At 64.5% G+C, this 24,885-nt stretch carries 22 protein-coding genes; 6 read left to right on the top strand and 16 right to left on the bottom strand.

Translation table 11 applies throughout. The features are described 5' to 3' along the window. Positions 1 to 32: 32 nt before the first annotated feature. Positions 33 to 1,700, bottom strand: coding sequence for an energy-dependent translational throttle protein EttA (gene ettA, locus ACN8M7_RS02045; protein ID WP_061240483.1), 1,668 nt, complete (start codon positions 1,698 to 1,700; stop codon positions 33 to 35). A 410-nt stretch (positions 1,701 to 2,110) separates the two neighbouring features. On the opposite strand from ettA, the gene ACN8M7_RS02050 reads away from it, so the two are divergent. Both ACN8M7_RS02050 and glyA read left to right on the top strand, forming a co-directional pair. Beyond that, the gene (locus ACN8M7_RS02050; RefSeq protein WP_490259601.1) at positions 2,111 to 6,331 is read left to right on the top strand and encodes a sensor domain-containing protein; all 4,221 of its coding nucleotides are present in this window, start codon (positions 2,111 to 2,113) and stop codon (positions 6,329 to 6,331) included. 125 nt (positions 6,332 to 6,456) lie between these two features. Beyond that, positions 6,457 to 7,710, top strand: a complete 1,254-nt coding sequence (gene glyA, locus ACN8M7_RS02055) for a serine hydroxymethyltransferase (RefSeq protein WP_061240482.1) — start codon at positions 6,457 to 6,459, stop codon at positions 7,708 to 7,710. 61 nt (positions 7,711 to 7,771) lie between these two features. Here the strand turns inward: glyA and ACN8M7_RS02060 are convergent, their stop codons facing one another. Next, complete coding sequence (locus tag ACN8M7_RS02060) at positions 7,772 to 8,278, bottom strand: DUF3015 domain-containing protein (protein ID WP_490259602.1); 507 nt, start codon at positions 8,276 to 8,278, stop codon at positions 7,772 to 7,774. Between the two features lie 169 nt (positions 8,279 to 8,447). Here ACN8M7_RS02060 and ACN8M7_RS02065 point away from each other — a divergent pair, with 169 nt between their 5' ends. Next, a complete protein-coding gene (locus tag ACN8M7_RS02065) occupies positions 8,448 to 8,819 on the top strand; it encodes a PilZ domain-containing protein (protein WP_061240480.1) in 372 nt (123 codons plus the stop codon). A gap of 5 nt (positions 8,820 to 8,824) precedes the next feature. On the opposite strand, the gene yjiA is transcribed toward ACN8M7_RS02065, so the two are convergent. The 3 genes from yjiA to radA all read right to left on the bottom strand — a co-directional run bounded on the left by yjiA (position 8,825) and on the right by radA (position 11,743). Beyond that, positions 8,825 to 9,799 (bottom strand): GTPase, encoded by a 975-nt coding sequence (gene yjiA, locus ACN8M7_RS02070; protein WP_490259603.1) that lies wholly within the window; start codon positions 9,797 to 9,799, stop codon positions 8,825 to 8,827. A 218-nt stretch (positions 9,800 to 10,017) separates the two neighbouring features. Beyond that, positions 10,018 to 10,167 (bottom strand): hypothetical protein, encoded by a 150-nt coding sequence (locus ACN8M7_RS02075; RefSeq protein ID WP_197432195.1) that lies wholly within the window; start codon positions 10,165 to 10,167, stop codon positions 10,018 to 10,020. Positions 10,168 to 10,384: 217 nt separating this feature from the next. Then, on the bottom strand, positions 10,385 to 11,743 hold the full coding sequence (gene radA, locus ACN8M7_RS02080; RefSeq protein WP_061240478.1) for a DNA repair protein RadA: 1,359 nt from the start codon (positions 11,741 to 11,743) through the stop codon (positions 10,385 to 10,387). Between the two features lie 96 nt (positions 11,744 to 11,839). Between radA and ACN8M7_RS02085 the strand changes: the two genes are divergently transcribed. Beyond that, complete coding sequence (locus ACN8M7_RS02085) at positions 11,840 to 12,334, top strand: GNAT family N-acetyltransferase (RefSeq protein ID WP_490259604.1); 495 nt, start codon at positions 11,840 to 11,842, stop codon at positions 12,332 to 12,334. 74 nt (positions 12,335 to 12,408) lie between these two features. Here the strand turns inward: ACN8M7_RS02085 and ACN8M7_RS02090 are convergent, their stop codons facing one another. Further along, entirely contained in the window at positions 12,409 to 12,687 is a 279-nt protein-coding gene (locus tag ACN8M7_RS02090) for an HP1242/YdcH family protein (protein WP_061240476.1), read from the bottom strand. 68 nt (positions 12,688 to 12,755) lie between these two features. Continuing rightward, entirely contained in the window at positions 12,756 to 13,004 is a 249-nt protein-coding gene (locus tag ACN8M7_RS02095) for an HP1242/YdcH family protein (protein ID WP_061240475.1), read from the bottom strand. 198 nt (positions 13,005 to 13,202) lie between these two features. Here ACN8M7_RS02095 and ACN8M7_RS02100 point away from each other — a divergent pair, with 198 nt between their 5' ends. Further along, positions 13,203 to 14,228, top strand: coding sequence for a CNNM domain-containing protein (locus ACN8M7_RS02100; protein ID WP_490259605.1), 1,026 nt, complete (start codon positions 13,203 to 13,205; stop codon positions 14,226 to 14,228). Here ACN8M7_RS02100 and ACN8M7_RS02105 read toward each other — a convergent pair whose 3' ends face one another. After that, the gene (locus ACN8M7_RS02105; RefSeq protein ID WP_490259606.1) at positions 14,229 to 15,005 is read right to left on the bottom strand and encodes a ferredoxin--NADP reductase; all 777 of its coding nucleotides are present in this window, start codon (positions 15,003 to 15,005) and stop codon (positions 14,229 to 14,231) included. A 257-nt stretch (positions 15,006 to 15,262) separates the two neighbouring features. On the opposite strand from ACN8M7_RS02105, the gene ACN8M7_RS02110 reads away from it, so the two are divergent. Then, positions 15,263 to 16,387, top strand: a complete 1,125-nt coding sequence (locus ACN8M7_RS02110; protein WP_490259607.1) for a methyltransferase — start codon at positions 15,263 to 15,265, stop codon at positions 16,385 to 16,387. A gap of 25 nt (positions 16,388 to 16,412) precedes the next feature. Here the strand turns inward: ACN8M7_RS02110 and ACN8M7_RS02115 are convergent, their stop codons facing one another. The 8 genes from ACN8M7_RS02115 to ACN8M7_RS02150 all read right to left on the bottom strand — a co-directional run bounded on the left by ACN8M7_RS02115 (position 16,413) and on the right by ACN8M7_RS02150 (position 24,871). After that, positions 16,413 to 17,264: a phosphodiesterase gene (locus ACN8M7_RS02115; protein ID WP_490259608.1), complete on the bottom strand. Its 852-nt coding sequence runs from the start codon at positions 17,262 to 17,264 to the stop codon at positions 16,413 to 16,415. Next, entirely contained in the window at positions 17,257 to 18,288 is a 1,032-nt protein-coding gene (locus ACN8M7_RS02120; protein WP_490259609.1) for an ABC transporter ATP-binding protein, read from the bottom strand. Before ACN8M7_RS02120 ends, ACN8M7_RS02115 begins: the two co-directional genes overlap by 8 nt. Further along, on the bottom strand, positions 18,285 to 19,079 hold the full coding sequence (locus ACN8M7_RS02125) for an ABC transporter permease (RefSeq protein WP_490259610.1): 795 nt from the start codon (positions 19,077 to 19,079) through the stop codon (positions 18,285 to 18,287). The genes ACN8M7_RS02120 and ACN8M7_RS02125 overlap by 4 nt, the downstream gene beginning before the upstream one ends. After that, entirely contained in the window at positions 19,076 to 19,933 is an 858-nt protein-coding gene (locus ACN8M7_RS02130) for an ABC transporter permease (RefSeq protein ID WP_490259820.1), read from the bottom strand. The genes ACN8M7_RS02125 and ACN8M7_RS02130 overlap by 4 nt, the downstream gene beginning before the upstream one ends. A gap of 13 nt (positions 19,934 to 19,946) precedes the next feature. Further along, complete coding sequence (locus ACN8M7_RS02135) at positions 19,947 to 20,951, bottom strand: ABC transporter substrate-binding protein (protein ID WP_490259611.1); 1,005 nt, start codon at positions 20,949 to 20,951, stop codon at positions 19,947 to 19,949. Continuing rightward, the gene (locus tag ACN8M7_RS02140; protein WP_061240467.1) at positions 20,935 to 21,954 is read right to left on the bottom strand and encodes a substrate-binding domain-containing protein; all 1,020 of its coding nucleotides are present in this window, start codon (positions 21,952 to 21,954) and stop codon (positions 20,935 to 20,937) included. The genes ACN8M7_RS02135 and ACN8M7_RS02140 overlap by 17 nt, the downstream gene beginning before the upstream one ends. A gap of 155 nt (positions 21,955 to 22,109) precedes the next feature. Continuing rightward, on the bottom strand, positions 22,110 to 23,429 hold the full coding sequence (locus tag ACN8M7_RS02145) for a TldD/PmbA family protein (protein ID WP_490259612.1): 1,320 nt from the start codon (positions 23,427 to 23,429) through the stop codon (positions 22,110 to 22,112). Then, positions 23,429 to 24,871, bottom strand: a complete 1,443-nt coding sequence (locus ACN8M7_RS02150; protein WP_490259613.1) for a TldD/PmbA family protein — start codon at positions 24,869 to 24,871, stop codon at positions 23,429 to 23,431. The genes ACN8M7_RS02145 and ACN8M7_RS02150 overlap by 1 nt, the downstream gene beginning before the upstream one ends. Positions 24,872 to 24,885 lie beyond the last annotated feature (14 nt).

Raw genomic sequence — 24,885 nt, forward strand, 5'->3', positions numbered from 1 at the left:
CCGAAGGCTCCGTTTTTTCATCTGGCGAACACTTACTGCGCCAGCTTCTTGTAACGCACGCGGTGTGGCTGCGCGGCTGCATCGCCCAGGCGCTTCTTGCGGTCGGCTTCGAACTCGGTGTAGTTGCCTTCGAAGAAGTTGACCTTGCCATCGTCCTCGTAGGAGAGGATGTGCGTGGCGATACGGTCGAGGAACCAGCGATCGTGGGAAATCACGATGGCGGCGCCAGGGAAGTCCAGCAGCGCGTCTTCCAGCGCACGCAGGGTTTCCACGTCGAGGTCGTTGGACGGTTCGTCGAGCAGCAGCACGTTGCCGCCCTGCTTCAGGGTCAGCGCCATGTGCAGACGACCGCGCTCACCACCGGAGAGGTCCTTGACGAACTTCTGCTGGTCGGCGCCCTTGAAGTTGAAGCGACCGACGTAGCCGCGCGACGGCACCTCGTAGTTGCCCACCTTGATCATGTCGAAGCCGTCGGAGACCTGCTCCCACACGGTCTTGTTGCCTTCGAGCGCCTCGCGGCTCTGCTCGACGCTGGCAATCTGCACGGTTTCACCGATTTCGATCTGGCCGGCGTCCGGCTGCTCCTTGCCGGTGATCATGCGCAGCAGGGTCGATTTACCCGCGCCGTTGCCGCCGATCACGCCGACGATGGCGCCTTTGGGGATGCTGAAGGACAGGTCGTCGATCAGCACGCGGTCGCCGAAGGACTTCGACACGTTGTGGAAATCGATGACCTTGTCACCCAGGCGCGGACCGGCGGGGATGTAGATCTCGTTGGTCTCGCTGCGCTTCTGGAATTCCTGCGACTGCATCTCCTCGAAGCGTTGCAGACGCGCCTTGGACTTGGACTGACGCGCCTTGGCACCCTGGCGTACCCACTCCAGTTCGGCCTTCATGGCCTTGGCATGCGAGGCCTCGGCCTTGGCTTCCTGGGCCAGACGGTTGGACTTCGATTCCAGCCAGCCGGAGTAGTTGCCCTCGTAGGGGATGCCGTGGCCACGGTCGAGTTCGAGAATCCAGCCGGCAACGTTGTCGAGGAAGTAACGGTCGTGGGTGATGGCCACCACGGTACCGGGGAAGTCGTGCAGGAAGCGCTCCAGCCAGGCCACCGAGTCGGCATCCAGGTGGTTGGTCGGCTCGTCGAGCAGCAGCATGTCGGGGGCCGACAGCAGCAGGCGGCACAGCGCCACGCGGCGCTTCTCACCACCAGAGAGGTGCTCGATCTTCGCATCCCAGGCCGGCAGACGCAGGGCATCGGCGGCGACTTCCAGTTGGCGCTCCAGGTTATGACCGTCAGAGGCCTGGAGGATGGCCTCCAGCTTGGCCTGCTCGGCCGCCAGCGCATCGAAGTCGGCGTCGGGTTCGGCGTAGGCAGCGTAGACCTCGTCGAGACGGGCCTGGGCCTGCTTGATCTCGCCTACCGCCTCTTCGACGATGTCACGCACGGTCTTGCTCGGGTCGAGCTGCGGCTCCTGCGGCAGATAGCCGACCTTGATACCGGGCATCGGGCGGGCTTCGCCATCGATCTCGGTATCGACGCCAGCCATGATGCGCAACAGCGTGGACTTACCGGCGCCGTTGAGACCCAGCACGCCGATCTTGGCGCCCGGGAAGAAAGAGAGGGAGATGTCCTTGAGAATTTCACGCTTCGGCGGGACGACCTTGCTGACCCGATGCATGCTGTAGACGTACTGAGCCATGGAGAACCTGACTGGTGAGAATGAGAGCTGGAAGTGGCGGGCCTGGCAGACACTGCAAAAGATTGCGAGTGACGACACCGGCAAGACGCGTAGTCTAACAGGCGATCACCCCTGACATGTGCCGGCCTGGCCGCCGTATCACCGGCTGCCGCCAGTTTTCACGGAGGCCGCAGCGGGGGCGTCGTGCAGAGACCTTAGCCCCTGTCGGAGCGAACGCCAAGTACCGCGCGGACAGTTCACGCGCGCGGCGCAAAGCTACCGGAATGTGGGGGTCAGGGCAAACCCACGCTCGTCGGCACAGCTGGCACTTGGCCACGTTTACAGGCATGCTAGCCGGCTCGCGCGAGCGCAGGCCTAACCGCGCGCCGTAACGCTACAATAGCCCAGCACTAGCTGCAGGTTCACAGAACGTGTCGACCCCCTCCTCCCTGCCGTCTCCTCCTCCCGGCGAGTCGCGCGCACCAAAGCGCCGCGAAGCGTTGCGGCGTGCTCTGGTGGTGCTGGTGTTGGCGATCCTGACGCTGCTGGCCTGGCAGCTGACGCAGGAATACCGCCAGTTGCTCGACAGCCAGAAGCAACTGAGCCAGGGCTACAGCGCCCAGCTGGCCAGGCATGTGAGCCTGAACATGCGCCTGAAGGCCAAGGCTGGCCAGGCGATGCTGCAGAGCGTTACGGCGCGAGACAGCAATGGCGACGAGCTGGTCACGATACTGCGCAGCATCTTCCCAACGTTGAACAGCGTGGCCTGGCTCGACGCCCACGGACGCTTGCTGGCCGACAGTGCCAGCGAATCGCGTGACCTCAGCTTCATCCGCAATCAGCAGCAGCGCAGCGGGTCCGCGCCGTACCACTTCGCCTTCAGCGCGCAGGACGACGGCGTGCTGTACCTGTTGTTGCGCCAGGCCGATGACAGCCACCGTGTACTGCGCATGCGCACCAGCGCGTTACGCAGTTGGCTGCGCGAACAGCATCAGAGTGAACACCTATGGCTGCTCGAAGACCTCCTCAGCCAGCGTGTCATCGCGCGTGCCGATGATCTGGGGCAAGCGCGCAACATCGTTGCACCGGTGACCGCTGCGGAGCAGGCGCAGAGCCTGCAGCTGATCCCTCTGCCCGGCAGCGACTGGCAACTGCGTGCGCTGTTCGACGCCGGCCGCGCCGGAAACGAGCTGATGCCGAGCCTGGCCGGCAAGTTCCTGCTGTTTACCCTGTGCAGCCTGCTCACCCTGCTGGCGCTCTATGGCCTGCAGCGTGAGCAACGCCGCCTGCAACGCCTGAATACCGAATCACGCCGCTCGCTGCGCCAGGCGGCCAGCGCACTCGGCGCCGTCGAAGAGCGCATTCTGGTGACCCAGGCCGATGGCAAGCTGCGTTACCTCAACCCGCAGGCCGAAGCCCTGTTCGGGCTGAGCAGTGAAGCGGCCTGGGATGTCCACCTGCTCGACCTGCTACCCGACCTCGACCCCCTGTTGCTCAACAGCCCGCAACTGACTCATGACCTGGGGCCGGAACTGGTCAGGGTGGAAGACGACGGCCGCGCCCGCCTGTTCGCCGTGACCCGCAGCGATATCGGCGTAGCCGGCCAACAGGCCGGCTACGTGTGGGTACTGCGTGACGTCACCGACGAACAGCAGGCGATGCGCGTGCTGCAAGAGACCCGCAGGCGCTATCAGGACATTTTCGAAGGCACCGGCGTAGCCCTCTGCGTGCTCGATCTTTCCGGCTTGCGCAGCCTCTTGCTACAACACAAGCTGCGTGATGCCGGGGGACTGCAGCGCTGGTTGCAGGCCGATGCTGGGCATCAGGAGCAACTGCTCGATCAATTGCGCATCACCGAGGCCAACCAGGTGGCGCTCAACCTGCTCGGGGTGAAGTCCACCGAGCAAGCCTGGCAGCAATTGATGGACAACGGCCCGGTGCAGCAGGACGATCTGCGCTATCGCCTGGCGGTGGCAGTGGTCGAAGGCCCCAACCTGGTGGAACTGGAAACCCAGCTGGTCACCGCGCAAGGTTTGCAGCGCCATGTCTGGCTGGTGCTGCGCCTGCCGGAAATGATCCAGGACTACCAGGCGGTGACCCTGAGCATCAGCGACATCACCAGCCGCAAGCGTATCGAGCTGTCATTGATCGAACGCGAGCGTTTCTGGTCGGAAGTGGTGCGCTCGGTCCCGGACCTGCTCTACGTACACGACATGCAGAACCGCCAGGTGCTGTTCAGCAACCACAGCCTGGGCCTGCAGTTGGGTTACAGCAAGGCCGAGCTGCGCGCCATGCGCGAGGATTTCTGGGTCCAGGTGCTGCACCCCGACGACAGCGACTATTACTGGCGCATACGTAACCTGCAGAAAGTGGTCGGCGACGGCCTGCTGCTTGAGTCGGTATTGCGCTGGCGCCACCGCGACGGTCAATGGCGCTGGTTCAGCATCCGCGAGCAGGCTCTGGCGCGTGATGAACAGGGCCGGGTCAGCCGACTGATCGGCGTGGCCAAGGACATCACCGAACAGATCGAGCGCAACCAGTCGCTGCGTGACAGCGAGCAGCGCTATCGCCTGCTGGCAGAAAGCATCAGCGACGTGATTTTCTCTACCGACAGCAACCTGGCATTGAACTATGTCAGCCCCTCTGTCGAGCCGGTGATGGGCTACTCGGTCAACTGGGTAATGACCAATGGCTTTGCCAGCATGGCGGCCAATCCGCAGCAACTGATCGGGCTCAACCAATTGCTCGAGCGCATCCAGGACGCGCTCGGTGAGCGTGACCGCCTCAACCGCCTGCGCGACGAGCTGCCGGACCAGCTGTTCGTCTTCGACTGCCTGCGTGCCGACGGCCACAAGATCCCGGTCGAGCTGCGCCTGGTGCTGATGTGGGACGAGAACGGTCGCTTCGAAGGCATCCTCGGCGTCGGCCGTGACATCAGCCAGCAGCGCCGCGCGGAAAAGGATCTGCGCATGGCCGCCACGGTATTCGAGCACTCTACCGCGGCGATTCTGGTAACCGACCCGGCTGGCTACATCGTTCAGGTCAACAAGGCGTTCAGCCGCGTCAGTGGCTACTCCGCCGGCCAGGTGCTCGACCAGTTGCCCGGCATGCTCACCGCCGACCGCCAGCAGGCAACGCACATGCAGTACATCCTCGGCCAGCTCAACCAGCGCGGTAGCTGGGAGGGCGAGGTCTGGCTCAAGCGCCGGGGCGGCGAGAACTTCCCGGCCTGGGTCGGCATCACTGCGGTGCATGACGAGGAAGGCGACCTGGTCAGCTACGTGTGCTTCTTCAGCGACATCAGCGAGCGCAAGGCCAGCGAACAGCGCATCCACCGCCTGGCTTACTACGACGCTCTGACCCACCTGCCCAATCGCACCCTGTTCCAGGATCGCCTGCACAGCGCCCTGCAGCATGCCGAACGCCACGACGAATGGGTCGTGCTGATGTTCCTCGACCTCGACCGCTTCAAGCCGATCAACGACTCGCTCGGCCATGCGGCCGGCGACCGCATGCTCAAGGACGTGGCCGTGCGTCTGTCCGCCTGCGTCGACGGCGACGACACCGTAGCGCGCATGGGCGGCGACGAGTTCACCCTGCTGCTGCAACCGCGCGCCACCCGTGAAGGTGCCCTGAATCGCGCCATCCATGTCGCCGAGCAGATTCTTTCCAGCCTGGCCCGCCCCTTCGTGCTCGAAGGCCGCGAGTTCTTCGTCACTGCCAGCATCGGCATCGCCCTTGCCCCGCAAGACGGTGACGAGCTGAGCCAGTTGATGAAGAACGCCGACACCGCGATGTACCACGCCAAGGAACGCGGCAAAAACAACTTCCAGTTCTACCAGGCCGACATGAACGCCAGCGCCCTGGAACGCCTGGAACTGGAAAGCGACCTGCGCCACGCCCAGGAACAGGGCCAGTTCGTGCTCCACTATCAGCCGCAGTTCTCCGGCGATGGCCGTCGCCTGACTGGCGTGGAAGCGCTGCTGCGCTGGAATCACCCGACCCGTGGCCTGGTTCCGCCCAACGACTTCATTCCGGTACTGGAAGAGCTCGGCCTGGTGGTCCAGGTCGGCGAATGGGTGCTCGAGGAAGCCTGCAGCCAGCTCAAGGCCTGGCATGAGCAGAAGATTCGCATCCCCAAAGTGTCGGTCAACCTCTCCGCGCGTCAGTTCGCCGAAGGCGACCTGACTTCGCGCATCTCGGCCATCATTGCTAAAGCAGCCATTGCCCCTTCCTCCCTGGAAGTGGAGCTGACCGAGAGCATCCTGATGCGCGATGTCGCCAGCGCCATGCAGACTCTGGCCGACCTGAAGCAACTGGGCCTGTGCATCGCGGTGGATGACTTCGGCACCGGCTACTCGTCGCTGAACTATCTCAAGCAGTTCCCCATCGACGTGTTGAAGATCGACCGAAGCTTCGTCGACGGCCTGCCGGAGGGCGAGCAGGATGCACAGATCGCTCGCGCCATCATCGCCATGGCCCACAGCCTGAACCTGGCCGTGATCGCCGAGGGCGTCGAGTCGCAGAAACAGCTGGATTTCCTCCGCGAACACGACTGCGACGAGGTACAGGGCTACCTGCTGGGCAAGCCGATGTCCGCGCAACAGTTCAGCGCGCAGTTCAGCGGCGCCGCGTTGTTCATGCTCGACTGAGCGGCGCGAAAGGCGCATGAGGGGCATTTGTCTGCCTCATGACCGACCCTCATATGCCTGAATGCGACCTTTGCGGTAGAATCCGCCCCCTTCTTCTACCGCCCAGCTGATTTCAGGGGACCGCCATGTTCAGCCGTGATTTGACCCTCGCTCGTTATGACGCCGAACTCTTTACCGCCATGGAGCAGGAAGCACTGCGCCAGGAAGAGCACATCGAGCTGATCGCCTCGGAAAACTACACCAGCCCGGCGGTGATGGAAGCCCAGGGTAGCGTGCTGACCAACAAGTACGCCGAAGGGTATCCGGGCAAGCGCTACTACGGTGGCTGCGAATACGTCGACGTGGTCGAGCAGCTCGCCATCGACCGCGCCAAGCAGCTGTTCGGCGCCGACTATGCCAACGTCCAGCCGCACTCCGGCAGCCAGGCCAACAGCGCCGTGTACATGGCCCTGCTCGAAGCCGGCGACACCGTGCTGGGCATGAGCCTGGCCCACGGTGGTCACCTGACCCACGGCGCCAGCGTCAGCTTCTCCGGCAAGATCTACAACGCCGTGCAGTACGGCATCAACGACCAGGGCCTGATCGACTACGACGAAGTCGAGCGCCTGGCCGTCGAGCACAAGCCGAAGATGATCATCGCCGGTTTCAGCGCCTACTCGCAGGTGCTGGATTTTCCGCGTTTCCGCGCCATCGCCGACCAGGTCGGTGCCTACCTGTTCGTCGACATGGCCCACGTTGCCGGCCTGGTCGCTGCTGGCCTGTACCCGAACCCGGTGCCGTTCGCTGACGTGGTCACCACCACCACCCACAAGACCCTGCGCGGCCCGCGCGGCGGCCTGATCCTGGCGCGCAAGAACGAAGAGCTGGAGAAGAAATTCAACTCCGCCGTCTTCCCGGGCGGCCAGGGTGGCCCGCTGGAGCACGTCATCGCCGCCAAGGCGGTGTGCTTCAAGGAAGCCCTGCAGCCCGAGTTCAAGGCCTACCAGGCGCAGGTGATCAAGAACGCCCAGAGCATGGCTCAGGTATTCATCGACAACGGCTACGACGTGGTCTCCGGTGGCACCGAGAACCATCTGTTCCTGCTGTCGCTGATCAAGCAGGACATCACCGGCAAGGACGCAGACGCCGCCCTGGGCCGCGCTTTCATCACCGTGAACAAGAACAGCGTACCGAACGACCCGCGCTCGCCGTTCGTCACCTCAGGCCTGCGTATCGGCACCCCGGCCGTGACCACTCGCGGCTTCAAGGAAGACGAGTGCCGTCAGCTGGCGGGCTGGATCTGCGAAGTGCTGGCCAACCTCGGCAACGACGAAGTCGAAGGCCGCGTGCGCGATCAGGTCAAAGCCCTCTGCGCCAAGTTCCCGGTATACGGCAACTGAAGCAGCAACTGAAATGAAGAAGCCCGCCTATTGGCGGGCTTCTTTTTGCCTGGATTCCACCTCAGGCCGGCTGTTTAACGTAGCGCGCCAGTTGCGCGTCACGGCTCATCACATCGAGAGTAGCGGCGAGCACCTGCTCGCTGGTGGCGTCGGCCTTGCTGAAGATGCTGCCGAAATTGTCGTGGGTGACCTTGGCGAAGTGCGCACGGTCCTGGGCTTCGACGCCCAGCAAGGTGGCATAGGCGTCCAGCGCTTCGCCCTGGCCCATGGCCATGCCTTCGGCGATGGAATCGAGCATGCCGTTCATCGCCAGCATGGAGCGACCGTTGTAGCCCAACGCGCCGCTGGTATCGCAACCGTTGGTACCGGAGGTCATGCCGAAGGTCGCGTTGCCGAAGGTGCCATTGGTGGTGGTGGCGAGGAAGTGAGGAGCCATGCCACGCTGTCCTTCGAAGAGCATGTTGCCCCAGCCGCAGCCATTGCCCCCAGCCGCGTCGGCGAACGCGCCAACACTGGCCATGCTCAGGACACCAAAGATCAAACCTTTGCCCAACATTCGCTTGCCCATATCTATCGCCCCGCAATATCGATTGATTGAAACTGCATAAGGAGCTTTGGTCAGGTCACCCCTGCTGTCAAACAACCCGCGCTACCGTTCGTGCAACTCGATACAATTCGCCACCGACCACAGCCGCCTTGGCTATAGTGTTGGGAAACCTGCAGATCGGAGTTCAGGAATGAGTGATACAGCCAACGAGCGTCGGCGCTTTCAGCGCATCGCCTTCGACGCCCCTACCGAGCTCGTGCAAGGCGAACGGCGCTGGTCGGCGGTGCTGCATGACCTGTCGCTCAAGGGCCTGATGGTCGAGACCCCGACAAACTGGAACGCTGACCCGGACCAGCCGCTCGAAGCGCATATCCAGCTCGGCGACGAGGCGCGGGTGAAAATGGAAGTGCTGCTGACCCGAACCCAGGCGGGCTATCTCGGCTTCGTCTGCCGCCATATCGACCTGGATTCGATCAGCCACCTGCGTCGCCTGGTCGAGCTCAACCTGGGCGACGAGAGCCTGCTGGAACGGGAACTTGCCGCCCTCGGCGAGCAGCCCTGATCTGACTACCCGAGCAATTCGGCGAAACCCTGGCGGATTTCGTCCTCGGGTAGATCGTCGCCGATGAACACCAGTACGCTCTCGCGCGCCTCATCCGCCGCCCATTCCCCGTCCCAGTCGAAGCTATAGAGTCGCAGCACGCCCTGAAACACCAGGCGACGCGGCTCGTTGGCCACCGCGAGTACCCCCTTGTAGCGCAGCAGCGCATCGCCGAAACGCGCCAGCAAAGCCTCCATGAATGCACTGAGGCGTTCCAGATCGACTGCCTCTCCGCTCTCCAGCACCAGCGTGCGGATGCGGTCCGCTGTCTTGCCCGCTGGCAGCAGAGGACGCAAGGTCAGGCCGCGCGCCGGCGTCGGATCGAGTTCGAAGCCGCGTAGATCGAGCAACGCTGCCAGGTCGATATGACCATACTCGACCACCTCGATCGGCGCACGACGGTTGATCCGCTGCAGCCGTCCCCGCAGCGCCTCGACACTTGCCGAGCCGGCAAGGTCGGTCTTGCTCAGCAAGATCAGGTCAGCGAAACCGACCTGGGCCTGGGCGATGGTTTCGCTCAGATGACGCTCGGCGTTGACCGCATCGACCAAGGTGACGATGCCATCGAGCCGGTAACGCTCCGCCAGCTCCTCGCTGGCGAAGAAGGTCTGCGCCACGGGCGCCGGGTCGGCCAACCCCGTGCACTCGATCACCAGGCGGTCGAAGGCCAGTTCGCCACTGTCGAGTTTCTCCAGGAACAGGTACAGCGCCTTTTCCAGCTCGACATGGATCGAGCAGCACACGCAGCCATTGGCCAGGGTGACCAGTTTCACCGGTTCATCGCCGAGCAACTGGCCGTCGATGGGGGTGGCGCTGAACTCGTTCTCGATCACCGCCAGGCGCAGGCCATGCTCGGCCTTGAGCATGTGACGCAACAAGGTGGTCTTGCCTGCGCCGAGAAAACCGGTGAGTACGGTGACGGGAATAGCGGATGGCGGCATGCAGTCAGTCCTCGCAGAGCATCAGGTGCACGCCACGATCAGAGGTGGCGTAAAGGGCCGACACCTTAGCGCGCTCACCGACCGCCGTGAAGCAAGCCTCGGCTGCGCGCTGCAAGGACTAACAAGTGACCGGTTCAGACTACCCCTCGGCGCTGCTGGCCGAGAGCCGTACGCCGCAGGCGCTGCTACCCTGCTGAGCGCAGAGCGAGCCGCAACACTCAGTGGAGGCGGCAGGCAGCCTCGGACTCCTGGCGGCGCTGACGACGGGCTTCGATACGTTGCCGCTCGCGTTGCGCTGAATCACGCGTTTGCACGGCCCGGGCGTCGAAGTTGAAGGCACGGGAAAAGAAATCGAAGAACAGGAACATGATGCTGTCTCCCTCAGTGAGTACGGTTTCATGCTGCGCTCCGTTAGCCTGCTACCCATTGACCTCGATCAATTTCCGCCGGTGCCTGGTCGCGGCAGAACGCCGCATGCCGGAGCGCGGCCAAAGCCGCTTGCGCGCCCGCCACAAATCGGCAGAGCCCGGATGCAACCGAGGACAGGACCGCACCAACCCTGGATTGCCCCGGCTATCAATGGCGCTACTCGAACAAGGCGTCCAGTGCCTGCTCCAGACGCGTCACGGCGATGACCTGAAGGCCAGGCGGGGCATCCTTGGGGGCGTTGCCCTTGGGCACGATGGCGCGCTTGAAGCCGTGCTTGGCCGCCTCCTTGAGGCGCTCCTGGCCACTCGGCACCGGGCGGATCTCACCGGACAGGCCGATTTCGCCGAATACCAGCAGGTCGTGCTGCAAGGGACGGTTGCGCAGGCTGGAGATCACCGCCGCCATCAGCGCCAGGTCGGAGGCCGTTTCCAGCACTTTCACGCCACCGACCACGTTGAGGAACACGTCCTGGTCATAGGTGGGGATGCCGCCGTGGCGATGCAGCACGGCCAAGAGCATGGCCAGACGGTTCTGATCCAGGCCCAGGGTGACGCGGCGCGGATTGCCCAGGTGGCTGGTATCGACCAGCGCCTGCACCTCCACCAGCATCGGCCGCGACCCTTCCCAGGTGGCCATCACCACACTGCCGGGCACTGCCTCCTGAGCGCGGGTGAGGAAGATCGCCGATGGGTTGGAAACCTCCTTGAGGCCCTTGTCGGTCATGCCGAACACACCCAGCTCGTTGACCGCACCGAAGCGGTTCTTCACCGCCCGCAGCAGGCGCAGGCGGCCATCGGACTCGCCCTCGAAATACAGCACGGTGTCGACCATGTGCTCCAGCACGCGCGGGCCGGCCAGTGCGCCCTCCTTGGTGACGTGACCGACGAGGAAGATCGCCGTGCCGCTCTGCTTGGCGAAGCGCACCAGCAGCGCCGCACTCTCGCGCACCTGGGCAACGCCGCCTGGCGCCGACTGCAGCTGTTCGGTGAAGATGGTCTGGATCGAGTCGATCACCATGACCTTGGGCTTTTCCTGGCGCGCGGTGGCGATGATCGACTCGATGCAGGTCTCGGTCATCACCTTGAGCTTGTCCTGCGGCAGGTCCAGGCGCCGCGCGCGCATGGCCACCTGCTGCTGCGATTCCTCGCCGGTGACGTACAGCGCCGGCAGACGCTGGGCGACGTTGCACAGGGTCTGCAGGAGGATGGTCGACTTGCCGATACCGGGATCACCGCCGATCAGCACCACAGAGCCGTCCACCAGGCCACCGCCGAGCACGCGATCGAGTTCACCGGAGGCAGTGGAAAAACGCGGAATTTCTTCGACACTGACTTCAGCCAGGGTCTTGATATTGGCCTTGTCGCCGGCCCAGCCGGTACGGCCGCTGGGCGTGGCGCCCTCGACCACGGTTTCCACCAGGGTATTCCAGGCGCCACACTCGCCACACTGCCCTGCCCACTTGGGAAAGGTGGCGCCGCACTCGGTGCAGCCGTACATGCGTTTTGCCTTGGCCATGGGAAATCGTCCTGCCTGTTGAGCGAAGGCTGGAACGATACCGAACTACTGGATAGATTTACAGACCGCCGACACTGACCCTCACCAGGAAACGCCATGCAGATCGAACTGCTGCCCACCACTGCCGAGCAGTTGCCACTGATCCGCAACCTCTACCAGTTCTACTCCTACGACAGTTCGGACTGGGAGCAGGAAGACGTCGAAACGGACGGCCGCTTCTATATCCACGAGGAGCATCTGCTGCGCTATTGGCAGGAGCCAGGCTGGAGCGCCAGCCTGATCCTCGCCGATGGTTTCATCGCCGGTTTCCTGCTGGTCGAACGCAGCGAGCTGCCCGGTATCGATGCGCCGGAGTTCGCCGACCTGTTCATTCTCAAACGCTACCGCCGCCTGGGTATCGGCCGCGCACTGGTGCATCAGGCGATGGGCGACGGCACCCCCTGGCTGCTGCGCTTCTACCGCCAGGACGAAGTGGCCCTGGCCTTCTGGCAGCAGTTGTTGAGCGAGTTGCCGAGACCGCCAAGGGCAGTCTGGACGGAAGACGAGGCGGACGGGTTGCTGACCTATCTGATCAACCCGCCCGTGCATTGAAGGCTGTCAGTTTTGCTGGCATCGCCCGGATGAATTCCGAGAGGGCCGCTGCGCGCACCGTAGTTGCTAGGCGATCACCCCTTGCAACCGTTGCCACACCCACAGCACTGCCCGGAGGCACGCTTGAGCTGGCGCGCCAGATCGTCCTTGAGCGCGACGCGGTTGAGTTTCAGGGCGCTGAGAGTGACGTCATCGAGCAACTCGATACCGTCTTCGATACGACAGATGCGCTTGTCCAGCGCTTCGTATTCTTCGGCCTGGCGAGAGAACTGTTCGTCGCTCTGCCTAAGGCGCTGCAGTTCGCTGCGCAGTTCGGGAAAGTCATGAACCAGCGGATGATGGTCGACGTGCATGATGAAGCCTCCGACAGGAAAGAGGGCTCCAGCCTAGCGCCACACGTCGACCTTTCATTTGATCAGGATCAAGCACCGCCTGCCTTGCGCAGCAGTTCGGCGATTTCATCCTTGAGCCCCACCCTCTGCAGCTTGAGCCCCTGCAGGATCAGGTCGTCAGCAGCCTCGCGACCGTCCTCGATTTCGTAGATGCGCTTGTCCAGCGCCTCGTATTCCTCTGCCAGGCGAGGAAAGTGCGGGTCACTTTGCATCAGCTGGCGCAGCGCATCGTGATGCTGCGGAAACTCGCGATTCAGCGGGTGATGTTCAAGCGGCATGGAGGAGCCTCCCCAGAGATTGTTCCTTTAGCCTAGTCGAAGCTTGGCCAGGTGCAGTCGGTGATATCCGGGCAAGCAAGAGGTCGGGCCAGCGAACGCTGCCTGCGCCGGCATCACGAAATGAAATGTTGCAGCTTTTCTGCTTTTTCCACGGAGCTTGCGTTAGATTGGCAGGCCCTTGGTCACTTATCCCCCTACATGACACTCCTGATAGCGTTCGCTGTCCTCTCCATTCTGGTTTCGTTCATCTGTTCCATCCTCGAAGCCGCCCTGCTCTCCCTCACGCCCAGTTACATCGCTCAGCAGAAGGTCGAAAGACCGCAGCTGTACGAAAGGCTGAAAGAACTCAAAGACAAGATCGACCAGCCGCTGGCGGCCATCCTGACCCTCAACACCGTCGCACATACCGTCGGTGCGACCGGCGTCGGTGCACAGGTCACCATCGTCTTTGGTGACGGTTACCTGGGCGTCGCCTCGGCGATCATGACCCTGCTGATTCTGGTGCTCTCGGAAATTCTGCCGAAGACCATCGGTGCCCGCTACTGGCGTACCCTGGCGCCCATCCTGCCGGGCCTGCTGCGGGCGATGATCCTGCTGCTCAAGCCGTTTATCGTGATGTCAGACCTGATCATGCGCCTGTTCGGCGGCAAGGAGCCGGAGCACGACATTCGCCAGGAAATCAAGGCGCTGACCCTGCTAGGCCGCGAAGTGGGCAAGCTCGACGAAGACGAGCACCGGGTGATCAGCAACATTCTCGACCTGCACGAAATTCGTCTGCGCGACATCATGACCCCGCGTATCGTCTGCGAATCGGCGGCGCCGGACGAGTCCATCGCTGCGTTCAAGGCGCGCGCCCGCGAGAGCCAGTTCTCCCGTTACCCGGTAATCGGCGAAGACGAGTCGCCGCTGGGCGTGGTGTTCCGTTATGACGCCCTAGCAGCCGAGAACGATGGCGAGCCGATCACCCAGATCATGAAGCCGCTCAAGGTCGTGCCGGAAAGCATGAACGTGGAAAACCTGATGACCCTGCTGATGCAGGAGCGTCAGCACATGTGCCTGGTGTACGACGAGTTCGGCAGCTGGCGCGGCCTGGTGACGCTGGAAGACATCATGGAAACCATCATCGGTAAACCGATCCTCGACGAAACCGACGATATCCCCAACATGCGCCGGTTCGCCAAGCGCCGCTGGGAGCATCGGATCAAGGCAATCCGCGCCGATTGATCACCAGTAGTTTTCGACTGCCACCTGCCCGGGCCGCCGCGTAAGGCTCAGGTTCAGCCCGCGCGCCTTCAGACGCTGACGAATGTCGTCGATCATCTGCGGGTTGCCGCAGATCATCACCCGCGAGTGCTCCGGTGTCAGTTGCAGAGCAGCGGCACGCTCCAGTTCGCCGTTGTCGAGCAAGTCGGTGATGCGCGCCGCCAGGCAACCCGGCACCTGTTCGCGGGTGACAACCGGCAAGTAGGTGAGCTTGTGGGCGAACTCGGCCAGGTGCTCGAGCTCGGCGAAACCACGGATCATCGGCTGATAAGCCAGCTCGGAGGCAGTTCGCGCGCTGTAGACCAATACGATGCGCTCGAAGCGCTGCCACACCTCGAAGTCCTGCAGGATCGACAGGAATGGGGCGATACCGGTGCCGCTACCCAGCAGCCACAGATCGCGGCCATCGACGAAGCGATCCAGGGTCAGAAAGCCGGTGGCCTGTTTCTCCACCAGCAGGCTGTCACCAACGCGCAAGCGACTCAGTTCGCTGGTGAACTCACCGCCCGGCACCACGATGGAGAAGAACTCGAGGAACTCGTCATGCGGCGCAGACACCAGCGAGTAGGCGCGCCACACCAACGAACCGTCGGTCTTTTCCACCCCCAGGCGCACGAACTGCCCGGCACGAAAACGAAACCCGGCATCGCGCGTGGTGCGCAGGGTGAACAGACTCGGCGTCAGCGTCTGCACATCGAGCAGGGTCTGACGGGTGAACTTGTCATCGCTGACGGTCATAATCGCCCCCTTCAGGCGCCTCTAAACACTACCTGCGTTGTCATCACTGCGTTAAAAACAAGCTGGAACGCCAGCTCGGTCAAATGCTCATTTACAACTCGTAAAGTCGAGCGCGACTCCGACCGTTTTTCGCTTGTTTTTGCGGGGCCGCCATCGGCCTTGTGCTGACTGCCTCGCCTACGTGTTGAGAGGCACCTCTTAATTGAATACCCGCCCAGTCTGGCGCAATCGGCCGACGACAAACACCGAAGGTTTGCATGCCTATTCTCGACACCCCATTCGCCAACCTCGATCTGATTCGCCAGCCCGAGCAGCAGAACGAACCTCTGCAGGCATTCGACGCGGCCGACGAATACTTGCTCAACCACCTGCATGAACAAGGTCTCGAAGCAGGCAGCCGCGTGCTGCTGCTCAACGACAGCTTCGGCGCCCTGGCCTGCTCGCTGGCCGGGCATTGCCAGGTGACCAGCAGTGGCGACTCGCACCTGGGCTATCTGGCCCTGCAGAAGAACCTCGCCAACAACGGCTTGAGCCATGACCGGGTGAGTTTTCTGCCGAGCAGCGAAACGCCACAGGGGCCGTTCGACTGGGTGCTGATCCGCGTACCCAAGACCCTGGCGCTACTGGAGGAGCAACTGCTTCGCCTGCACGGCCAGTTGGCGCCGGGCGCCCAGGTGATTGCCGGCGCGATGATCAAGCACCTGCCCCGCGCCGCTGGCGATCTGCTGGAGCAATACATCGGCCCGGTGCAGGCCTCGCTGGCGGTGAAGAAAGCCCGCCTGCTCAGTGCGACACCAGAAACCAAGGCAGCACCCCGCTCGCCCTACCCGACTCGCTATCGCCTGGACAAACCGGCACTGGAGTTGCTCAACCATGCCAACGTGTTCTGCCGCGACGGCCTGGACATCGGCACCCGCGCCTTCCTGCCGCATCTGCCGCACCATCTGGACGCGCGTCGGGTTGCCGATCTCGGCTGCGGCAACGGCGTGCTCGGCATCGCCTATGCCCTCGGCAGCCCGCAAGCCGAGCTGACCCTGGTGGACGAGTCCTATATGGCCGTGCAGTCCGCTGCAGAGAACTGGCAGGCGGCCCTGGGCCAGCGCCCGGTGACCATCCGCGCCGGCGATGGCCTGGCCGAGCAGCCGGCCGACTCGCTGGATCTGGTGCTGTGCAACCCGCCCTTCCACCAGCAGCAGGTGGTCGGCGACTTCCTCGCCTGGCGCATGTTCCAGCAGGCCCGCGCGGCGCTGGTCACGGGCGGCGAACTGTGGATCGTCGGCAACCGCCACCTGGGCTATCACGCCAAGCTCAAGCGTCTGTTCCGTGGTGTCGAACAGGTCGCGGCCAACCCGAAGTTCGTGGTGCTCAAGGCGACCAAGTAAGCCGCGAGTACCGGGGAGCCACCGTTCAGTCGATCAGGCCATGGGCGTCATAGAACGGATAAGGCCCCGGATATTCACCGAACACGCCACTGTGCGTGACCAGCCCATGTTCCGCGTGCCAGTGGTGCAGCAGATAGCCAGGTGGCTCCAGATTGAAATGCGCCGGGGCGCTGGGCTGCAGGTCCAGCACGATCTGATGGGAAACCCCGGGGCACACGCAACACAGGCTGCCACCGAAGCGCCGCAGGATTGGCCGGTGCAGGTGCCCGCAGAGCAAGCGCTCGACCTGCGCATGGCCGGCAATCACGCGCTCGAGCGCCACCGCCTGGCCAAACGGCTCGCGGTCCATATGGCCGATGCCGCTGATGAAGGGCGGGTGATGCAGAACCAGCACCGTCGGCACCTGCGGGCGCAACGCCAGCTGGGCATCCAGCCAGCGCAGTTGGCTGTCCTGTAGCTGCCCGCCGTGGCTGCCGGGAATCGTGGTGTCGAGACCGATCAGGCGCACGGGATGGGTATCGACGACCCAGTCCAGCGGCGCCTCGGGCGATGGTGGAAGATAGGTGTGATCGGCGAAGGCTGCCAGCAGATGGGCGCGATCATCATGGTTGCCGGGCACCAGGTAATAGGGCATGGCCAGACGCTCGAGCTCGGGGCGCAGCACGGCGTATTCGTCCGGCTGGCCGAAGTCCACCAGGTCACCGCTGATAAGCACGATATCCGGGCGTGGCTGGCTGGCGTTGAGGTGATCGACCGCACGGCGCAGCGCCGCCAGGGTATCGACCACCCCGTAACTCAGCTTGCCGCCGGCCTTGAGGTGCAGGTCGCTGATCTGCGCGATCAGGAAGGTCGAAGCGTTGGGGATGACATCAGGCATTGAGGCTGAACACTCGCTGTGGCTCGACGGCCAGGTTGATCAAATCGCCGGGGGTGAGCAGGCGGTCGTCGCTGCTGTCCACCGACAACGGCTGCGCACCGCCCACGTCCACCAGCAGGCGGCTCTGCGCGCCCTGGAAGAACTGCCCGAGCAAGCGTCCGCGCACGTGGCCCGGAGCACTGGTCACCCGCAGGTGCTCGGGGCGGCAATACAAGGTGCCCGGCAACTCGCTGGCGCTCCACGGCAGCTCGCCGCCGTTGACCTGCACGCCATTGGCCGTGCGGCCGAGCACCGCGAAAGCATTCAGGGTGCCGATGAAATTCGCCACGAAAGCGTTGGCGGGCTGCTGATAGAGCGCCCGTGGCGTGGCCAGTTGGGCGATACGGCCACGTTCCATCACCAGAATGCGGTCGCCCAGCGCCATGGCCTCGCCCTGGTCATGGGTGACGAACACGGCGGTAATGGCCAGCTCGCGCAGCAACTGGCCCAGTTCGCTGCGCAGGCGCTCACGCAACTGCGCATCCAGCGCCGCCAGCGGTTCATCGAGCAGCAGCACGCGCGGGCGCGGCGCCACGGCACGAGCCAGGGCCACGCGCTGGCGTTGGCCACCGGAGAGTTCATGGATGGCGCGGTGGCCATAGCCTTGCAGGCCGACCAGTTCGAGCAGCTCGGCGCAGCGATGTTCGCGCTCGGCACGCGGTACCTTGCGCACCTTGAGGCCGTAAACGATGTTCTCGGCCACGTTGAGGTTGGGGAACAACGCGTAGTTCTGGAACACCATGCCCACGTCGCGGCGCTCGATGGGCAGTGGCGTGACGTCGTTCCCGGCGAACAGCACTTGCCCGGCATCCGGCCGTTCGAGGCCGGCGATCAGGCGCAATGTGGTGGTCTTGCCACAGCCGGACGGGCCGAGGATGGCCAGGGTTTCGCCGGCCTGGATCTCCAGGCTGAGGTCGTCCACGGCGACGGTGCCGTCGGCGAACGCCTTGCGGCAGTTGTGCAGGCGAATGGAGGTAGCGCTCATCGTTGGTCTCCACGGGACAGGCGGGCGCTGATGGCCTGCAGGGCGATCAGCAGCGGCACGATCATCAGCAGGAACAGCAGGGTGTAGGCGCTGGCGACTTCCAGCCGCGCCGAGGCGTAGCTGTCGGCCAGGCCCACCGGCAGGGTCTTGGTCATCGGCGTATGGAGCATCCAGGTCAGGTTGAATTCGCCCAGCGACAGGGTGACCACCATCAGCACGCCAGCGAGAATGCCGGCCCGGCAGTTGGGCACCACCACGGTGAAGAAGCGCCGCAGCGGGCCGGCGCCGAGACTGGCGGCGGCGTCTTCCAGGGTCGACAGGTTCTGCCGCTGCATCACCGCCATCACCGGGCGCACCAGAAACGGCAGGGTGAACAGCACATGGCCGACCAGAATGAACAGCCAGCTGCCACGAAAGCCGCCGAAGTGGCCATAGGTGAGCAGCAGCGCCAGGGCACTGGCCAGGCCGGGCATCGCCACCGGCAGCACCATCAGCTCCTCGAAGGCGCGACTGAAGCGGTTGTTCATGCGCACCAGCGCATAGGCCGCCGGCACGCCGATCAGGCAGACGCACAGGGCGCAGGCCAACGCCAGTTGCAGCGACAGCCACACGGTCGGCGAATAGGCCTGCCACACCTGCAGCAGCCAGTCGAAGGTCAGGCCGCTGGACAGGCCCTGGAAATAATTGCGGGTCAGCCCGGCAAGCAGCGACAGCAGCACCGGCACCAGCATGAAGGCGCAGACCAGGCAGGTGAAGATCAGCTGCGCGGCAAACAGCGTCGAGCGTTTCATAGCAGCCCTCCGGACTGGCGCACCCATTTGCGCACCACCAACAGCACCGCCCAGGTCAGCGCGCCGAGGATCACCGACAGCGCCGCTGCCACACTGAAGTTGGCGTAGTTGGTGAACACGTTGTAGATCGCCACTGGCGTGACGTTGAGCTGGGTGCCCAGGGTGAAGGCGGTACCGAACGCGCCCATCGAGGTGGCGAAGCAGATCGCCCCGCAGGACACCAGCGCTGGCATCAGCCCCGGCACGATCACGTCCCAGGTCACCCGCCAGTGGCTGGCGCCCAGCGAGCGGGCGGCCTCCTCCAGGCTGGCATCGAGGCTTTCGCTGGCGGCCATCACGGTGAGGATCACCCGCGGTATGGAGAAATACAGGTAGCCGAGAAACAACCCGGCCAGCGAGTAGGCGAACACCCAGCGCTCGCCCACCAGCCCCATGCCCAGCGCCGCGAACACGCCCTGGCGGCCGGCCAGGAGAATCACCAGAAAGCCCACCACCACACCGGGGAACGCCAGGGGAAAGGTCAGCAAGGCGACCAGCGCCGAACGGCCAAAAAAGCGCTGGCGGGCCAGGAACACCCCGCTGATGCTGCCTACCAGCAACGCCGCCAGGGTCACCGTGGCAGCCAGTACGCTGGTCTGCGCCAGGCTGCTCAGATATTGGCCGCTGCTCAGCACCTGCCAATAGCCACTGCCCGCCTCGCCGCGGCTTTCGCCGCCGAGCAGCACCAGGTGGGCCAGTGGCAACAGCCAGAAGGCCAGCAGCACCGCGGCTGCCGGCACCAGTGCCACGGCAGCGCCGGGTCGCCAGCGCCACAGCGGCCGGCTGTCGGCCGTCACGGCAGAGCGGTTGCTCAGCGCGCGGCTCACCTCAGCGCACCTCTTTCAGGTAGCGCGCGGCGAAGGCTTCCTGCACCGCAGCCATCTTCTGGTAATCCACCACGCCAGCGCGGGCGTAATCGCTTGCCGGCAGGAAGCGCGCCGCCACCTCGGCGGGCATCTGCACCGGGCGTACCGGACGCAGGTAGGCATTGGCCCACAGCGCCTGGCCTTTGTCGGAGAGCACGAAGTCCAGCACCTTCTCGGCATTGGCGCGGTGCGGGGCGTTTTCCGCCACGCTCATCACGTAGGGCACGCTGATGCTGCCCTCGCTGGGAATCACGAAGGCGACGTTGGCCTGGTCCTTGTAGCGCGCGCGGTAGGCGTTGAAGTCGTAGTCGACCAGGATCGGCAGCTCGCCGGACAGCACCCGCGCATAGGCGGTCTGCTTGGGCACGATCGGCGCGTTACCGGCCAGCTTCTTGAAGTAGTCGATGGCCGGCGCAAAGTTGTCGAGGTCGCCGCCCATGGCGCGGTTGATTGCCACCGCCGACACGTAGCCGACGAAGGCGCTGGACGGGTCCAGATAACCGACCATGCCCTTGTACTCGGGCTTGAGCAGGTCGGCCCAGCTTTGCGGCACCGGCAGCCCGCCTAGGGCGTCGACATTGACCATAATCCCCAGCGTGCCGGAATGGATGGCGAACCAGTGACCCTCAGGGTCTTTCAGCCCGGCGGGAATCTCGTCCCAGCCTTTGGGCTTGTAGCTGCCGGCAACGCCTGTGTTCTGCGCCTGCAGGCCGAAGGTCACGCCGTAATAGACCACGTCGGCCATCGGCGCGGCACGCTCGGCCACCAGCTGCGCCAGGGCCTGGCCGGAGTTCTTGTTGTCCAGCGGTACCTTGACGCCGGTGTTCTCGGCAATCGCCTGGAGCTGGGTGCCCCAGTCAGCCCATTCCGGTGGGCAGTTGTAGCAGATCGCCGTTTCGGCGGCGTGACTGAGGCTGGCGGCGCCACAAAACAGCAGGGCTGCAAGGGTTTTACTGAAGCGGATCATGGGATGTGTCCTCGTAGGGGCGGATACTTTCGCCGGGGCGGATATGGCACGGCAGGCAGTGGAAAACGGGGTGAGCGCCGGCGATCTGTGCCAGCAACTGGTCGATTACGGTGTGCGCCAGCTCGGCGATGGGCTGCACCACGCTGCACAGCGTCGGGTGCATCTGCGTGCCCAGGGCGATGCCGTCGAAGCCCATCACCGACAGCTGGTGGGGCACGCTCCAGCCATTGCGGCGCAGCACGTTGATCAGGCTGATAGCCAGCAGGTCGTTGGAGCAGAGCAGCGCGCTGGGCGCCTGCGGGCCGCGCAGCAAGGGTTCGATGGCGGCAAAGTCGGCCTGGGTGTGGGCGGGCATTTCGATCAGCGGCAGCGCCGGCAGCCCGGCCGCGCGCATGGCGTCCTGATAGCCGGCGTAGCGCAGACGCGCACGGTCCGACTGCAATGCAGAGCCGGCGACCATGCCGATGCGCCGGTGGCCGGCCTCCAGCAGATGCCGCGTGGCCAGCGCCATGCCGGCGCGGTTATCCACAGACACGGCGCTGTACTCGGCATCCTCGGGCTGGTGATAGGCCAGCACGAAGGGCGTGTCCTCCTGGGCCAGGCTCTGCAGCACGCGATTGCTGCGCGCCTCGGTCACCGTCAGCACCAGGCCGTCGACACGCTGGCGTAGCAGCTCCTCGACCACGTCGCTCTCGCGCTCGGCCTGGTAATCGGTGGTAGCCAGCAACAGGTTGTAGCCGCGCGCACGCGCCGCCTGTTCCATGGCCTGGAACTGCTCGGCGAACACCGGGTTGAGCAGGTTGGGCACCACCACGCCGATCAGCTGGGTGGTTTGCAGGCGCATCTGCCGCCCCAGCCGATTGGGCCGAAAACCCAGCTCGCGCGCCGCCAGCAACACCTGTTCACGGGTGTTCGGGCGCACCAGCTCGGGGGACGCGAAGGCACGCGCCGCCGTTGCCCGAGACACGCCTGCCAACTGCGCCACTGCTTTCAGATCTGCCATCTTCACTCGCCTGAGATCGATCTCATTTGAGCGAATGGTGCGCTGCCAAGGTGACAATATCGCGACAGCCGGACGCCAGAATGGTTACGCCCGACGCCGCGTGGCCAGCCGCTTGCCGGGATCGGGCCCAGCGATGCCCGAGGGTGAGCCCGGCCTTACAAGGTCAGGGCAAACCGTGACAGCAAGGCCCCCGGCAGTGCCATGGAGCCGGTCTGCCTGGCGCCATAGGTGCCAGTGGGCAGCAGCAGTTCCGGCTCGCGGGTCAGCGCCTCCAGATGCGCGCCGAAGAAGTCGAACAGCGAATCGTCGAAACGCATGGTGTTGACCGGTGCCTGGATCTGCCCGTCCTCGACCCAGAAGGTGGCGAAGCGAGTCATGCCGGTCAGGCGCCCGGCTGGCAGGTCGGAGAAATTGCCGTACCACAGGTTGCCGATATACAGCCCGGTACCGAGCCGCTGCAGCACCTGGGCCTCATCCAGATCGCCACCCTGCATGCGCAGCGACAAGGGGTATTCGCCCCGGCCCGCACCATTGGCAATCAGGCCATACTCAGCTGCACTGCGCGAGCTGACCATGCGCTCGCCGGGGCGGCCCTGCTCGATCAGGCGCAACGGCTGACGCGGCCCTTCGGCGGTGAAGGCCGGGGCCAAGCCGCCTTCGATACGCTCATCCAGCGTCAGCAACGGATTGAGCTGCGCCTTGCCGCTGAACAGACGCTGCCAGGGGCTGCCACCGGAAGCCAACGCCTGGGCGCCAAAGCCCCAGCAGCACAGGCTGACCAGCTCCTCCAGCGCGGCCGGCGCCAGGTAGGCGCGATAGGCACCCGGCTGCAGCGCCTTGGCCGGGCGGCCGAGAAACGCCAGTTGCTGGCGCGCGCCATCGAGCTTGCGGGCGAATGCCTGGGCATCCCACTGCTCACCGGCATAACCGCTCTTCACTGCCTGGCCGTTGCCATGGAACAGGCTGAACTCGAGGTTGAAGCTGCTCGCCGCGTACCAGCCGAACGCCCCCCAGGAGCTGGCAAAACCCTGGTACTGCGGCCCCACGGCCAGGAAGCCGACCAGATCCAGCCCCGTCGCCGCCCTGACGATCTGCTGCGCCATGGTTGCGCTGTCCAGGCGCACCGCATCACCGGCCAGTTCGCTGCGCCAGGCCTCCCGGTTCAGGCGCAAATAAGGGTCATCACTCAGGGAAGGCAGTACATCTCGCAGTTGTCGCAACGCCTGCTGCAGCAGGGGCACATCCTCATCGAGCACACCGCTGAGTGCCAGCTTGCTCTCGGCATGGCGCTGACCCTGGTACAGCGCCAGGGTGACGTACACCTGCTGTACTTGCCCGGCCTGGCGCACCTGGCCCTGATTGAAACGGATGAAGCTGGAGCGCTCGGCGCCGTAGCCCAAGGTGAAGCCCTCCTCGCCCACGACCTGCTCCTGCAGGTGCTCCAGCAATGCGCAAAAATGCTGACGTGCGTCCATCAGGCCGCCCCTCCGAAAACGTCGATATCGGCGAACACACAGGCCGGCGAGGCATGCCCGACGCGGATCACCTGATTGGGTTCGCCCTTGCCGCAGTAGGGCGTGCCCATCACCTCGAAGGTGCTGGCGTCCCCCACCGCTCGCAGGTTGCGCCAGAAGCGCGAACTGATACCGCGATAGTTGGGGGTCTTCACCACCCCCTTGAGCTCGCCGTTTTCGATCAACTGACCCCACTCGCAGCCGAACTGGAATTTGTTGCGCGCATCGTCGATCGACCAGGAGCGGTTGTTGCTCATCAGGATGCCGCGCTCGATGCCGCCGATCAGCTCGGCCAAGGTCTTGTCACCCGGCTCCAGGTTGAGATTGGCCATGCGGTCGATGGGCGGCCGGTTCCAGCTGCAGGCGCGGCTGTTGGCCACGCCTGGCAAACCGCTGCGCCACTGCGACAGTGCGCCACCCAGCGGACGCTGGAGGATGCCCCGTTCGATCAACAGCTGGCGCTCGGCCGGCGTGCCGTCGTCGTCATGCCTGTAGCTGGCCAGCTCGCCCGGCACACCCGGGTCGAAGCTGACGTTGAGCAGCGGCGAGCCATATTGGTAATGCCCGAAATCGTCCTGACGAATAAAGCTGGTGCCGGCGAAATTGCGTTCGTCGCCGAGGATGCGATCGAGCTCCAGCGGATGGCCGATGGACTCGTGGATCTGCAGGATCATCTGGTCCGGCAGCAACAAAAGGTCACGTTCACCGTTAGGGGTATTGGGCGCCAGCAGCAGCTGCAGCACCTCATCGGCGATACGCGCGGTACTGCCGATCACGCCCAGTTGCTGCAACACCTCGGCCCCGCCCTGGCGCGCCAGGTGGGTACCGCCGAAGCTGCGGCTCTGGCTGTCGTGCTCATCACTGGCGGTGACACCCACCTGCGGGAAGACGTAACGCTGGGCGCGACGCAGACAGGCTCCGGCGCTATTCAGGTAGATCTGCTCATGCTCGGTGAAGGTCAGGCCAACATGGCTGTCGACCAGCCGCGCATCCTGGGGAATCAGCGCCGACTCGGCCATCAGCAGCTCGAACCAGTGTGCGGCGCTGGCCAGGGGCTGCTGGTAACCCGGCATCACGTCGTCGGCCTGCTCGGCGGGATACGGCAGCTCAGCGAGCGCCAGCAGGTTGTGTCCGATCAGAGCACGGGCAATCTGCTCGGCCCGCTCCAACGCTGCCTGCAGGCCAGCCTGGCTGAGATCGCTGGTGGCCGCATAGGCTTCGACACCGGCGATACGTACGCTGAGCATGGCGCCGCCATCGTCAAGGAAGGAAGGCGCCTGCGCCACGCGCCGGCGCACCCAATAGGACGCCCTGCTCTCACGTACATGGCGCAGCGACCAGAAATCGGCAGAGCACTGCAGGGCGGCGAAACGGCGTTCTAGGACTTCGCTGAAGGCGAACATTGAGCCCCCTTGGA

It is taken from the genome of Pseudomonas spartinae, assembly GCF_965197125.1.
GTDB classification, from domain to species: Bacteria; Pseudomonadota; Gammaproteobacteria; order Pseudomonadales; family Pseudomonadaceae; genus Aquipseudomonas; species Aquipseudomonas composti_A.

Bases quoted from the DNA above. Each gene is read 5' to 3' on its own strand.
- glyA (WP_061240482.1), top strand. From the start codon at position 6,457: ATGTTCAGCCGTGATTTGACCCTCGCTCGTTATGACGCCGAACTCTTT.
- ACN8M7_RS02085 (WP_490259604.1), top strand. From the start codon at position 11,840: ATGCAGATCGAACTGCTGCCCACCACTGCCGAGCAGTTGCCACTGATC.
- ACN8M7_RS02145 (WP_490259612.1), bottom strand. From the start codon at position 23,429: ATGGACGCACGTCAGCATTTTTGCGCATTGCTGGAGCACCTGCAGGAG.
- ACN8M7_RS02135 (WP_490259611.1), bottom strand. From the start codon at position 20,951: ATGATCCGCTTCAGTAAAACCCTTGCAGCCCTGCTGTTTTGTGGCGCC.
- ACN8M7_RS02140 (WP_061240467.1), bottom strand. From the start codon at position 21,954: ATGGCAGATCTGAAAGCAGTGGCGCAGTTGGCAGGCGTGTCTCGGGCA.
- radA (WP_061240478.1), bottom strand. From the start codon at position 11,743: ATGGCCAAGGCAAAACGCATGTACGGCTGCACCGAGTGCGGCGCCACC.
- ACN8M7_RS02075 (WP_197432195.1), bottom strand. From the start codon at position 10,167: ATGTTCCTGTTCTTCGATTTCTTTTCCCGTGCCTTCAACTTCGACGCC.
- ACN8M7_RS02110 (WP_490259607.1), top strand. From the start codon at position 15,263: ATGCCTATTCTCGACACCCCATTCGCCAACCTCGATCTGATTCGCCAG.
- ettA (WP_061240483.1), bottom strand. From the start codon at position 1,700: ATGGCTCAGTACGTCTACAGCATGCATCGGGTCAGCAAGGTCGTCCCG.
- ACN8M7_RS02150 (WP_490259613.1), bottom strand. From the start codon at position 24,871: ATGTTCGCCTTCAGCGAAGTCCTAGAACGCCGTTTCGCCGCCCTGCAG.
- yjiA (WP_490259603.1), bottom strand. From the start codon at position 9,799: ATGCCGCCATCCGCTATTCCCGTCACCGTACTCACCGGTTTTCTCGGC.
- ACN8M7_RS02105 (WP_490259606.1), bottom strand. From the start codon at position 15,005: ATGACCGTCAGCGATGACAAGTTCACCCGTCAGACCCTGCTCGATGTG.
- ACN8M7_RS02060 (WP_490259602.1), bottom strand. From the start codon at position 8,278: ATGGGCAAGCGAATGTTGGGCAAAGGTTTGATCTTTGGTGTCCTGAGC.
- ACN8M7_RS02120 (WP_490259609.1), bottom strand. From the start codon at position 18,288: ATGAGCGCTACCTCCATTCGCCTGCACAACTGCCGCAAGGCGTTCGCC.
- ACN8M7_RS02095 (WP_061240475.1), bottom strand. From the start codon at position 13,004: ATGCCGCTTGAACATCACCCGCTGAATCGCGAGTTTCCGCAGCATCAC.
- ACN8M7_RS02090 (WP_061240476.1), bottom strand. From the start codon at position 12,687: ATGCACGTCGACCATCATCCGCTGGTTCATGACTTTCCCGAACTGCGC.
- ACN8M7_RS02115 (WP_490259608.1), bottom strand. From the start codon at position 17,264: ATGCCTGATGTCATCCCCAACGCTTCGACCTTCCTGATCGCGCAGATC.
- ACN8M7_RS02125 (WP_490259610.1), bottom strand. From the start codon at position 19,079: ATGAAACGCTCGACGCTGTTTGCCGCGCAGCTGATCTTCACCTGCCTG.
- ACN8M7_RS02065 (WP_061240480.1), top strand. From the start codon at position 8,448: ATGAGTGATACAGCCAACGAGCGTCGGCGCTTTCAGCGCATCGCCTTC.
- ACN8M7_RS02100 (WP_490259605.1), top strand. From the start codon at position 13,203: ATGACACTCCTGATAGCGTTCGCTGTCCTCTCCATTCTGGTTTCGTTC.